Origin of the sequence: Rouxiella sp. Mn2063, from assembly GCF_049319665.1 — a bacterium.
In the GTDB taxonomy this organism is placed as follows: Bacteria; Pseudomonadota; Gammaproteobacteria; order Enterobacterales; family Enterobacteriaceae; genus JBMOUD01.
This window is the reverse complement of record NZ_JBMOUD010000009.1, coordinates 205,015-216,661: the sequence shown is the minus strand read 5'-3', so window position 1 is coordinate 216,661 and position 11,647 is coordinate 205,015. Positions and strand designations below refer to the sequence as shown.

Annotated in this window: 10 protein-coding genes; 1 reads left to right on the top strand and 9 read right to left on the bottom strand. The window is 50.2% G+C overall.

Annotated elements, in window-relative coordinates:
- Positions 1-352 precede the first annotated feature (352 nt).
- From ybaL to copA, 5 genes are all read right to left on the bottom strand, one after another.
- Complete coding sequence (gene ybaL, locus ACL9RG_RS15005) at positions 353-2,044, bottom strand: YbaL family putative K(+) efflux transporter (protein WP_422793417.1); 1,692 nt, start codon at positions 2,042-2,044, stop codon at positions 353-355.
- A gap of 225 nt (positions 2,045-2,269) precedes the next feature.
- Entirely contained in the window at positions 2,270-3,487 is a 1,218-nt protein-coding gene (locus tag ACL9RG_RS15000; protein ID WP_422793416.1) for an MFS transporter, read from the bottom strand.
- Between the two features lie 58 nt (positions 3,488-3,545).
- Entirely contained in the window at positions 3,546-4,025 is a 480-nt protein-coding gene (gene ybaK, locus ACL9RG_RS14995) for a Cys-tRNA(Pro)/Cys-tRNA(Cys) deacylase YbaK (protein WP_422793415.1), read from the bottom strand.
- A 327-nt stretch (positions 4,026-4,352) separates the two neighbouring features.
- The gene (locus ACL9RG_RS14990; protein WP_422793414.1) at positions 4,353-5,150 is read right to left on the bottom strand and encodes a TraB/GumN family protein; all 798 of its coding nucleotides are present in this window, start codon (positions 5,148-5,150) and stop codon (positions 4,353-4,355) included.
- 78 nt (positions 5,151-5,228) lie between these two features.
- Positions 5,229-7,766, bottom strand: a complete 2,538-nt coding sequence (gene copA, locus ACL9RG_RS14985; RefSeq protein WP_422793413.1) for a copper-exporting P-type ATPase CopA — start codon at positions 7,764-7,766, stop codon at positions 5,229-5,231.
- Between the two features lie 105 nt (positions 7,767-7,871).
- Between copA and cueR the strand changes: the two genes are divergently transcribed.
- On the top strand, positions 7,872-8,282 hold the full coding sequence (cueR, locus tag ACL9RG_RS14980; RefSeq protein ID WP_422793412.1) for a Cu(I)-responsive transcriptional regulator: 411 nt from the start codon (positions 7,872-7,874) through the stop codon (positions 8,280-8,282).
- A gap of 2 nt (positions 8,283-8,284) precedes the next feature.
- Here cueR and ACL9RG_RS14975 read toward each other — a convergent pair whose 3' ends face one another.
- The 4 genes from ACL9RG_RS14975 to ACL9RG_RS14960 all read right to left on the bottom strand — a co-directional run bounded on the left by ACL9RG_RS14975 (position 8,285) and on the right by ACL9RG_RS14960 (position 11,627).
- Positions 8,285-8,737: an NfeD family protein gene (locus ACL9RG_RS14975; protein ID WP_422793411.1), complete on the bottom strand. Its 453-nt coding sequence runs from the start codon at positions 8,735-8,737 to the stop codon at positions 8,285-8,287.
- Positions 8,737-9,645 carry an SPFH domain-containing protein gene (locus tag ACL9RG_RS14970; protein WP_422793410.1) on the bottom strand — a complete coding sequence of 303 codons (909 nt, stop codon included), beginning with the start codon at positions 9,643-9,645 and terminating at the stop codon, positions 8,737-8,739. Before ACL9RG_RS14970 ends, ACL9RG_RS14975 begins: the two co-directional genes overlap by 1 nt.
- A gap of 240 nt (positions 9,646-9,885) precedes the next feature.
- A complete protein-coding gene (locus ACL9RG_RS14965) occupies positions 9,886-10,743 on the bottom strand; it encodes a co-chaperone YbbN (RefSeq protein WP_422793409.1) in 858 nt (285 codons plus the stop codon).
- 107 nt (positions 10,744-10,850) lie between these two features.
- Positions 10,851-11,627: an SDR family oxidoreductase gene (locus tag ACL9RG_RS14960; RefSeq protein WP_422793408.1), complete on the bottom strand. Its 777-nt coding sequence runs from the start codon at positions 11,625-11,627 to the stop codon at positions 10,851-10,853.
- Positions 11,628-11,647: the final 20 nt, after the last annotated feature.

Genomic DNA, 11,647 nt, shown 5'->3' with positions numbered 1-11,647 from the left:
AAACCGGATATATGGCTGCAATACCTGAGCGCTATTTTCAAGAAAACCACGTGCAATATTGGGAGCGTCCATATACGGCTGCTTTAGGTTGAGCCGCTCAGGGACGAGCGTCTCAACCGACCCGTGATGCCGAAGCAGTCAGCGCGGGAAGTCGCGCAGCGACCCGATAAGCTAAGCGTAGGCGCGGGATGCAAGGGTTTTCGCCTTAAAACCCTTGCCGGGCGCGTTCGGCAGTGCTGAATTATGTCACTAGTATAATCAGCGACCGAACTTACACCTGTGTCATATAAACGAGCCAGCATAAAAAAGACGATGATGACTCAGTCATCAATCCCCACCTATATTCATAGGGTTAAATTGGACATGTTTGCCGTTCTTCTTCCCCAGCAGGCAGGTCGACTTGCAACATACTCAGCATGCTATTGGCGATTTCCCGTTCGCCCATCACCACTTTATCGGCGCCACGATCCATAATATAGGTCACTTCATCGTCGTAATGGGCGCGGGCGATGATTTCGATATTAGGGCGTTTAGCACGCGCGGCGGCGACGATCTCACCGGCTTCATAACCGTTTGGAATCGTGACTAGCAGCCATCTTGCACAGTCTAGTCGGGCCAAATCCATGATCTCTGAATTAGCAGAGTTGCCAAGTACCGCAATAATGCCTTTTTCTCGTAATGCTTCGACCCGTGGACGAGAGTTTTCAATCACCACTAGCGGAATATTGGATTCAATCAACCGTGAGCCAAGCAGGCTGCCTACTCGGCCGTAGCCAACTAATATTGCGTGGTTGCACAAGTCGACCGGAATTTGTTTCTCATCCTCTACCACTTCTTCCAGACTTTGGTCATCCAGCACTTCGGTTTTTGCCAGATAGGTTTCTAGCAGCGAGAACAGCAGCGGGTTGAGCATAATCGACAGAATCGAACCGGCGAGAACCAGATTACGTGCGTGCTCCGACATAATGCCCAGCGTGATACCCAGACCGGCGAGGATAAAGGCAAACTCTCCGATTTGCGCCAGACTAACGGATATTGTCAGCGCGGTACGTTTCGAGTGGCCGAACATTTTCACCAGGAAGAAGGCGGCTACTGACTTACCGAACAGAATAATCGCTAAGGTCGCCAGCACTGCAAGCGGCTCGTGTAGCACTATCATTGGGTCAAATAGCATGCCGACCGAAACAAAGAACAGCACCGCAAACGCATCACGCAGCGGTAGCGTGTCATGAGCAGCACGCTGGCTTAGTTCTGAGCCATTAAGCACCATACCGGCAAAGAAAGCGCCCAGTGCGAATGACGCGTCGAACAATTCGACGGCACCAAAGGCAATACCCAGCGCCAGTGCTAATACCGCCAGAGTGAACAGTTCACGTGAACCCGTGCTGGCTGATCTGGCGAGTATCCACGGAACCAAACGACGTCCGCCGACAATCATCAGAATGATGAAGGCGACCACTTTGCCTAACGTGACGGCTAATTCTGTAAATAACCCAGTGAAATCTGTTTGTTGGTTATCACCGAGGTTACTGACGGCGGGCAATAGCACGAGCGTCAATACCATCGCTAAATCTTCAACGATTAACCAGCCAATAGCGATTTGCCCGCGTTGACTGTCAATTAACTGCCTGTCTTCCAAGGCACGCAGTAATACCACGGTACTGGCGGTAGATAAACAAAGCCCGAAAACTAACCCGCTGCCTAAACTCCAGCCCATTAAATGAGATAAACCCATCCCTAATATGGTCGCGACGGCAATTTGTAGAACGGCCCCAGGAATTGCAATAGCTTTTACGGCAAGAAGATCTTTAAGAGAGAAATGCAAACCGACGCCAAACATCAGCAAAATAATACCAATTTCTGCTAACTCGGGTGCCAGAGATGTATCTGCGACAAAACCGGGGGTAAAAGGGCCTGCCAGCACACCCGCTGCCAGATAACCAACTAAAGGGGAGATACGCAGCCGGTTGGCTAACATACCGAACAAAAAGGCCAGAACAAGGCCACCAACAATGGTCGTAATCAACGGGGTAGAATTATGCATCAAGACTCCTTCTTGTCATGCATCGAAGGGCTAAAAGTGGCTCTTTAAGTTTATGGTAAAAATCAGTCTTATGCGTGGAATATTTCGCTTTTTAAGATAAAAATAATATGTAGAGCATATTAAACGCTTAAGACGGGTATTTAGTAGAGATTAAATCGAACTTGGCTGATAAAACGCAGAGTATTTATTACTCTGATACGTCTTATCAGCCAAAAAAGGCGAGGGTTATCGGGACTTCTGTTCAATATTCGGCAGCAATGCGGTTAATATCCCCAATAGCGGCAAGAAGGCGCAGATTTGATAGACCAAATCAATACTGGTTTTATCTGCGATATAACCCAGAACTGCGGCACCAAGGCCGCCCATCCCAAAGGACAAACCAAAGAATAGCCCGGATACCGTACCGACTTTTCCAGGGATCAGTTCTTGTGCATAAACCAGAATGGCCGAAAATGCCGAAGCCAAAATCACCCCGATAATGACGCTAAGCACGCCAGTCCAATATAAATTGGCATGGGGCAGTAGCAGAGTGAAAGGTGCAACGCCAAGAATTGAAACCCAGATCACGTATTTTCGTCCAATCTTATCGCCGATTGGGCCACCAATAATGGTCCCGGCGGCAACCGCCAGCAAAAAGGCGAACAGATGGAACTGCGCATCTTGAATCGACACCCCAAACTTATGGATCAAATAGAAGGTGTAATAGCTGCTTAGGCTGGCAAGGTAAAAGTATTTAGAAAACACCAGCACCATTAAAATGCTCATTGAGAAAACAACAGTACGGCGTGGAATGGTACTGACTGTCGCCTTGGCCGGTCCCGCTTTTTTAATCATGCGCTGCTGGTGGCTATACCATTTGCTGACTTGCAGCAAAATAACAATTCCCAACAAAGCTGCCATCGCGAACCACGCCACATTACCTTTGCCGTAAGGCGCGATAATTAGCGCGGCCAGTAGTGGCCCTAATGAGCTGCCAAAGTTCCCCCCAACCTGGAAGAGCGACTGTGCTAAACCGTGACGTCCACCGGAGGCCATACGCGCCACGCGAGAAGATTCAGGATGGAATACCGAAGAGCCCGTGCCGACTAAGGCTGCCGCAATCAGCACCACCGGGAAACTCTGCGCGGCGGCCAGCAACAGCAGGCCCGCTAAGGTGAAACCCATACCAACGGGCAGCGAATAAGGCAGCGGATTTTTATCGGTATAGTGACCAATCAGCGGTTGCAGTAGCGATGCGGTAATTTGGTAGGTGAGGGTAATAATACCAATCTGGGCAAAGCTGAGCGTAAACTCATCGCGCAACAGAGGGTAAATCGCCAAAATCAGTGATTGCAGCATGTCATTAATTAAATGCGATGCGCTGATTGCCCCTAATATCGAAAATGTCGTGCGTTTTATTGCGCTCCCAGTCGTGTTGGCTGGGTTATCAGTAGAAACGGTCATGTGCAGGTGTACCTTTATTTGAGGCCTTGAGCAGTGAGTTAGTCCTGTTTAGTCCTGGTTAGTCACATTTGGCGATATCGGCAAATTGACCTTTGAGCAATTGGCATAAATCTACGGCGGCAAGTTCGAGATCTAATCCACGTTTCCCACCGGAAACAAAAATAGTCGGGAACTGCTGTGCCGGGCTATCAATCACCGTTGGCAGCAGCTTTTTCTGTCCTAGAGGGCTGATGCCTCCAACAAGATAACCCGTAACACGCTGGGCGTGTAGCGGATCTGCCATATCCGCTTTTTTTGCACCAAAAGCTTTAGCGACTTTCTTCAAATCTAGCTGAGTCGCGACCGGTGTCACCGCAACAGCGAGCTTTTTGGCATCCCCATTGAGACAAACAAGCAGGGTTTTATAAACTTGCTGTGCATCTAGCCCCAGTTTTTTGACAGCTTCATCACCAAAGTTGGTTTCATCGCTGCTGTGCTCGTAAGGATGCAACGTAAAGGTAATCCGATTTTTTTCTAATAATTTAACGGCTGGCGTCATTGTGGTACCCAGTTAATTCGTGATGGCCTGGAATGGCCTATTTTGACCGAACTATGTTAAGCAATCAGCAAAAATAGGACACAACTGGTAAAAAAATAATCAACATCCCAATGTTTTGATACTAAACAAGAAAGGGAAAATGGCGGCTTATTGTTCAGTCTGAAGTGCGGAAAGAGTGTTGCCAAGACACAAACACGATTGTAACCTACGCCCGCCGGTATGAGATTGCGTACAGCATCCGTACCGAAACTAAAATTAATAAAAATGAAATTCCTCTTTGACTGGCCAATAGAAATATTGGCCATTTTTTTACCTGAGCAATCGCGTTTATTTCAGTAAAGCAGGAAGATTACCATCGCCATATAGATGTAGCGCACCGACAGCGACAACATAATGTCCTGGGGGAAGGGCGTTAAGAAACTGCTGCCAGCGCTGGTTACGTTGATGCATCAGCACATCGTATAAGGAACTACTAAAAGTCTGAGGAAGCTGTTCGATACTTTTATTAGGTTTGGTATCTAACCACCAACTGATCATAGTTTGCAGCAGACGCGCATTGGTATGCCAATGTTCCAGCGTATCATCAAGCAAAGCCCGACCATCTTCCGGCAGCTGACGCAGCAACTCTAGCTGCTGTTCCGATCCTTCCAGCTCAAGCACTTTTTTATTCAGTTTATGGGCTGCCGACAGCAATTGATAATCAATGCCGTACTCACCGCGTAATCCGAGTCGTTGTGCCTGACTTGCCTGAAGCATCAATCCAACCTGCCAGCATGGCAGCAAGGACATCTGTTCAATGGGGCATCCTAACTCTTCGCACAACTTAGCCACCTGCTGGAACTGCTCCTCGCTGAGTCTCTGTTCCAGAGGCAACAGCACGTCATCATTGCCAAAAGGCGAATCGCCGTGGGTAATATCGGCCTCGACAATTAACGCATCGGCTTTAGCCAGCTTGCTCGATAGTTTTTTGGGTAGCGGGCACATATCCATTGTTCCCATGTGAATACTGCCCACAAGATGCAGATAACGCGCATTGGGCAACGTGACATCTATTGCTGGGTAAGCGTACTCAACCGGGGTTAACCGCCCTAACCAGTGGGCGATACGTTTTAAGATGGGGTGCATTCGCCTCGACTCCCTCTGTATGCATTTTTCCTCATTATATTGTCTGAGGATAGACGCAAACAGAGGGAAAGTCTTGATTTAGTGGCTTTTCCGCTGAGCACTTTCTTTCGGGGTAAAACGCAATAAGCGGTTGGCATTGGCGACCACAGTGATCGAAGACAATGCCATCGCTGCACCGGCAACTACCGGGCTAAGCAGCGTACCGGTCAGTGGGTATAACACACCAGCGGCAATGGGAATACCGATCGCGTTATAGAAGAAGGCTCCTAATAAATTTTGCTTCATATTACGCAGCGTGCCCTTTGATACCGCCAGCGCATCTGCTACACCGTGCAAACTAGGACGCATTAAAGTAATTGAGGCTGTCTCAATGGCCACATCGCTGCCGCCGCCCATCGCAATACCTACTTCGGCCTGAGCTAATGCCGGGGCATCATTGATACCATCACCAATCATGGCGACTTGTTCACCGGCGGCTTGCAGTGCTTTGATGGCATCAGATTTACCCTCGGGGCGCACGCCAGCAATTACCGTATCAATCCCAGCCTGCTTGGCGATAGCTTCGGCAGTTAACGGATTATCTCCGGTCAGCATCACCAGTTTGTAGCCCTGATTATGCAAGCGGCGTAAAGCGTCAACGCTGTCACTACGTAATTCATCACGAATAGCGAACAATGCCACCAGTTTGCCTGCGGCGGCCAGTAATACTGGCGTTGCGCCTTGTTGCGCTTGCTGCTGGAGTGCGGCTTCAAAGGCGGAACAATCAATAGACTCTTGCTGCATTAGCGCCAGATTGCCGAGCAGTAACTCGGTGTCTGCTACGCGTCCGCTGACGCCTAAACCGCCGAGCGTACGGAACTGTTCGACGTCTGGTACGGGCAATGTTTGTGCTTTTTGCACAATGGCCTGCGCTAATGGGTGATGTGAACCCTGTTCCAGCGCTGCCGCCCAGCTCAACGCTTGCTGTTCTGTCACCTCATTCGATGTTTGGATTGAGGTCACCTGCGGCTGGCCTTCGGTCAGCGTGCCGGTTTTATCAAACACTAAGGTGGTCAGCGAGCTGGCTTTTTGTAGAGCGTCGGCATCGCGCACTAACACGCCGAACTCAGCCGCACGCCCGACGCCCGCGGTAATCGACATCGGTGTCGCTAGACCCAGCGCACAAGGACAGGCAATGATCAGCACGGTAGTGACGATAACCAAGGTATAAACCAATTGCGGCTGTGGCCCGAAGAAGTACCACATCGCGCCGCTAAACAGTGCAATAAGTACCACCACCGGCACGAAAACGGCGGATATACGATCTGCGAGTCGGCCCAGCTCAGGTTTGCTGCTTTGTGCCTCGCGTACCAATTTGATAATGCGCGATAGTGTGGTTTGACTGCCAATAGCATCGGCACGGAATAGCACGCTGCCGTCTTTGACCTGAGTGCCGGCACTCAGCAAATCGCCCGCGACTTTCTGCTGGGCAATCGGTTCACCGGTCAGCATGGCCTCATCCATCCACACTTCGCCTTTTAGCACTTCACCATCAACTGGTACGCGGTCACCGGTGGTCAGGCGCAGCGTCATGCCTTGCTCGACCTGTGCCAATGGCAGCGTGATTTCGCCTTCTGGTGTCACGACTTTCGCCGTCGGTGGGGTGAGATCTAATAAACGTTCCAGCGCTTTAGATGAGCGCTGGCGGCCGCGTTGCTCCAGCGCATGGCCCAGATTGATTAAGCCAATAATCATCACGCTGGCTTCATAATAGAGATGGCGTGCCTGCATCGGAAATGCGTCAGGCCACAGCGTTACCGCCATAGAGAAAATCCAGGCCGCACCGGTACCAAGTGAAACCAGAGTATCCATATTGGCGCTGCCGTGGCGCAGGCTTTTCCACGCGCTGCGATAAAAATGCCCACCGGCAATGACCATAATCGCCAGCGTGGCGATACCAACAATCAGCCAGCCAGTTTGCGAGGCGTTGGTGACCATCATACTGCCACCGAACAAATCCCAGGCCATCAGCGGAATACCGGCCGCTAAACCCAGCGCCGCCTGCCAGCTAAAACGCAGCATGCTATGGCGTGCCGTTTGCTGCTGGCGCTGGCGGCGTAGGTTTTCATCAATAATAATTTCAGCGCCGTAACCGGCGCGCTCAACGGCGGCAATCAACGCCTCGCCGTTTACGCTGCCTTTTACCAATGCGCTGCGTTCGGCCAGATTGACGCTGGCGCGGGTGACGCCATCAACATTTTCAATCGCTTTTTGCACTTTACTGACGCAACTGGCGCAACTCATACCGCTCAACAGCAGCTGTACTCCGTCGTCGCCAGCCTCTTGTACCGGAAGGGGAATAGCTGCCGCTGACTGAATTTCCGGCATTGAGAGTTCAGAGAGAGTCAGCGGCTCAGATTTTGGGTGTTGTTCACCTGCTGAGAGTTGCGCCTGATAGCCGGCTTCTTCAATAGCATTAATTAGCGTCTGGCTGCTGACATCGCCATGCACAATCGCTTGATCAATGGTGACTTCAACCTCGTTAACGCCAGCGACTTTTTCTAAAGCTTTACGGGTTGAGGCAACGCAGTGGCCGCAGGACAAGCCTTGCAGTGCCAATACTGTAGTATTTGCCATGATATTTTCCTTAGGAGCTTGTGCTCGTGTGTTGATTATCTATTGACCTAATCCGATGAGAGCTTAAGATAAACCTTCCAGCAAGGTTAAGGTCAAGGGGCAAAAATGAATATTAGTGAAGTCGCAAAAAAAACCGGCTTAACCAGCAAAGCCATTCGCTTTTATGAAGAGAAAGGGCTGGTTACCGCGCCATTGCGTAGCCAGAATGGTTATCGCAGCTACGCCCCTAAACATATTGAAGAGTTGACCTTGCTACGTCAGGCCCGGCAGGTGGGGTTTACTTTAGAGGAGTGCCAAGAGTTAGTGGCATTACTGCATAACCCCAATCGCCATAGCGCAGATGTCAAAGCACGCACGTTAGAAAAAGCCGATGAAATAGCCCGCCACATTGCAGAACTAACCGCGATGCATCAACGGCTGGTCACCATGGCAGCCGAGTGTCCTGGAGATGAAGGCGCCGACTGCCCGATTATGGATAACCTCAGCGGTTGCTGTGGCAAGAACGACTCGCATTGAGTTTAGTCGCAGCGACTTACCTTTAGCGTATTGCCTTCAACGTCAATAACCTGAACCCGTTGCCCCTGTGGCAACGGTTCTGTAGCGCTGACGCGCCAGGTGCTATCGCCGATGCTGGCACGACTAAAACCGTTGACTACTGGCTCTAATAGCGTCACTTGTAAGCCAATCATCTGGCGTCCACGCTGATTCAGCTCACTGTTAGCACTGGCTTTGGCCGGGCGGCGTCTTAACCACTGCCACCATAAATAGGCGGCGAGCATGGTTAAGATAGCAAAGGAGACGCCTTGCCAGGCCCAAGGCAGCGGAACAATCCAGGTAATAATGCCGACCAAGGCGGCAGCAATCCCGCTCCACAGCAGATAGCCGCTCGCACCGAGTAGCTCGGCAGCTAGCAGCACACCGCCCAAAGATAACCAAAATAGATGGGGATCTTGTAGCCACTCAAGCAGCATTATTTACCGCCTTTGGTTTCTTTTAGTAATTCCGCAATACCGCCAATCGAGCCCATAATGCTGGTGGCGTCCAGTGGCATCATAATCACTTTGCTGTTATTGGCTGAGCCAATTTGGGTTAGCGCTTCTGTATATTTTTGCGCGACAAAGTAGTTAATGGCCTGTACATCACCGGCAGCAATCGCCTCTGAAACCATCTTAGTTGCCGCCGCTTCTGCTTCTGCCGCACGTTCGCGGGCTTCGGCTTGTAAGAAGGCAGATTGACGTTCACCTTCGGCTTTCAAGATTTGCGACTGTTTTTCACCTTCCGCACGTAAGATTGCCGATTGGCGCACCCCTTCGGCTTCCAGAATATCGGCACGCTTAGTTCGCTCGGCTTTCATCTGTGCATTCATCGCCGATACCAATTCAGTCGGTGGACGCACGTCTCGGATTTCAATACGAGTGATTTTCACGCCCCAAGGGTTGGTGGCTTCATCAACGATATGCAGCAAACGTGCATTGATACTGTCGCGTTGTGACAGCATTTCATCGAGTTCCATCGAACCCAGAACGGTACGGAAGTTGGTCATGGTCAGATTGATGATCGCCAATTCCAGATTGCTGACTTCATAAGCGGCGCGGGCTGGGTCGATAACCTGAATAAAGCAGACGGCATCGATAGACACATTGGCGTTATCGCGAGAAATCACTTCCTGCGACGGGATATCCAGCACTTGTTCCATCATATTAATTTTACGGCCGATGCGATCCATAAATGGCACGACCAGATTCAGCCCCGGCATCAGCGTTTTGGTATAGCGGCCAAAGCGTTCAACGGTCCATTGGAAACCTTGCGGCACCGTTTTCACCCCGGCAAAAACGATAATAACGGCCAAGACGATAATAATGACGATAAACATCTGCATGATATGAACTCCTGTAAGGCAAGGTTCCGGTTAGTCGGGAAATCTCTTCCTGAGCGAACAAGCTAAAAATATGAGAGGGATTGTGGCACATTTTGTGCGCATGAGTGTAACGATTTATTACAAAGTTACGCGCTTAATTAAAGGCATAAAGGTAGGGGCAGCAAAGAAAACGCCGTCAGCCAAACTTGTGATGCTTTTGCTGGCGGCGCTTAAGAGTCATACGCTAGAAAGGGCGATAAATCAGTACAGCAACGAGTAAAGCTTGCGGCGATATTTGCCCGCCAGCACGTCACCGGTGCCCATCGCGGCCAGAATATCCATCATGGTTTTACGCGCGCTGCCGTTGCCGGCACCTAAGTCTTTTTTCAGATGGTTGAACAATAACTCTAATGCTTCTTCATTACGGGCTACCTGATGCAATTGCAGGCTTAACTGCACGGCAAGATCGACATTTTGTGGATCTTGTTCGATCTCTTTTTGCAGTTGCTGAATTTCAGGCGTATCGGCCGCTTGTTTAAGCAATTCGATTTGCGCGATCAGCCCTTGATAGCGGCTATCTCGGTCTTGCAGCGGAATGGTTGCCAGCACGGTTTCGGCTTCTTCGCTGCGCTTAAGATGGATTTGTACTTCAGCCAGCATTAAACCGATATCACTGCGCTTATTACCTAACTGCCAGGCATCTTTGAGCAGCGGAAGGGCGTCGGCAAACAAGCCTTCTTGCATCAATTCGGCAGCTTGTGCGGCTTTCAGTTCTTCTTCTTTCGGCAATACTTTGGCAAGCAGATCGCGGATCACTTCTTCTGGCTGCGGGCCTTGGAAACCATCAACCGGCTGACCGTCTTTAAACAGATAAACCGCGGGAATCGAGCGCAGGCCAAATTGGGCGGCGATATTCTGCTGCGCGTCGCAGTCGACTTTAGCCAAAATAAACTGACCGGCATATTCGGCGGCCAATTTATCGAGAATCGGCCCTAAAATCAGGCAGTGTTGGCTACGTTCGGACCAGAAATAGAACATCACCGGCGCGGTCATCGACTGCTCCAATGTCTGGTGCAGGTTGGATTCGTTAATATCTACCACTGTTGATTGTGCAAGCATGAGTTGTTCTCTCTTAATCCGTTTGGATGAGAGGTGGGGGCAAAGTTTCGATCTTCAACCCCTCAATGGTCTCTTACCCATAAACTTAAATTCAACAAATACGGGCTTTACTGCTTGATTCGTAAAAGAACATCTAGAATGCGGGCCGGTAATAGACGGTGTAAGATTGCTGCAGCATAAGTTACCAGAGTCACCGGATAACGTAAGCGTGCTGTAGGGCTTTCTAAAGCATGGCGCAATTTTGGCAAAACGGCTTCTGGCGGCAGGATAAATCTGTCGGCCAACGTCGGATTTACCACTGGCTTATCGACTTCGGCCTGATTCACATTTTCAACAAAACGGCTGCTTAATGGGCCGGGTTCAATCAAGCTCACTTGCACGCCGGTGCCACGCAATTCCATACGCAGCGCATCGGACCAAGACTCAAGCGCGAATTTACTGGCGGAATATGCGCCTCTTCCCGGTGTGCTGACTAATCCTAATACCGAACTGGTCTGGATAATACGCCCTTCGCCATGCGCCAACATCGCGGGTAATAACAATTGCGTTAATTGGTGAAGACCAAAGAAATTAGTAGAAAATTGCTGTTCCAATTGCTCTCGACTGACTTTACTCAACGGACCATAAACGCCAAAACCAGCATTGTTAAATAGCCCATATAACCGATTTCCAGTCAGGTGTAATACCTCTGCGGCAGCCTGCTCGACGCTATGTTTGTCATCAAGATCTAATCGGATTGTTTCAAAACCCAACTGCTGCAAATGGTCAATATCTTGCGTTTTACGGCAGGTGGCTAAAACGCGATAGCCACGACTGCGCAAATATTGCGCGGAAACCAGGCCAATTCCGCTGGAACAACCGGTAATCAATACAGCTTTTTGCATAACTTTACCTGTCAAGCCGC

Coding starts and splice junctions, on each gene's coding strand:
- ACL9RG_RS14965 (WP_422793409.1), bottom strand. CDS start 10,743: ATGCTTGCACAATCAACAGTGGTAGATATTAACGAATCCAACCTGCAC.
- copA (WP_422793413.1), bottom strand. CDS start 7,766: ATGGCAAATACTACAGTATTGGCACTGCAAGGCTTGTCCTGCGGCCAC.
- ACL9RG_RS15000 (WP_422793416.1), bottom strand. CDS start 3,487: ATGACCGTTTCTACTGATAACCCAGCCAACACGACTGGGAGCGCAATA.
- ybaL (WP_422793417.1), bottom strand. CDS start 2,044: ATGCATAATTCTACCCCGTTGATTACGACCATTGTTGGTGGCCTTGTT.
- ACL9RG_RS14970 (WP_422793410.1), bottom strand. CDS start 9,645: ATGCAGATGTTTATCGTCATTATTATCGTCTTGGCCGTTATTATCGTT.
- ACL9RG_RS14990 (WP_422793414.1), bottom strand. CDS start 5,150: ATGCACCCCATCTTAAAACGTATCGCCCACTGGTTAGGGCGGTTAACC.
- ybaK (WP_422793415.1), bottom strand. CDS start 4,025: ATGACGCCAGCCGTTAAATTATTAGAAAAAAATCGGATTACCTTTACG.
- ACL9RG_RS14960 (WP_422793408.1), bottom strand. CDS start 11,627: ATGCAAAAAGCTGTATTGATTACCGGTTGTTCCAGCGGAATTGGCCTG.
- ACL9RG_RS14975 (WP_422793411.1), bottom strand. CDS start 8,737: ATGCTGCTTGAGTGGCTACAAGATCCCCATCTATTTTGGTTATCTTTG.
- cueR (WP_422793412.1), top strand. CDS start 7,872: ATGAATATTAGTGAAGTCGCAAAAAAAACCGGCTTAACCAGCAAAGCC.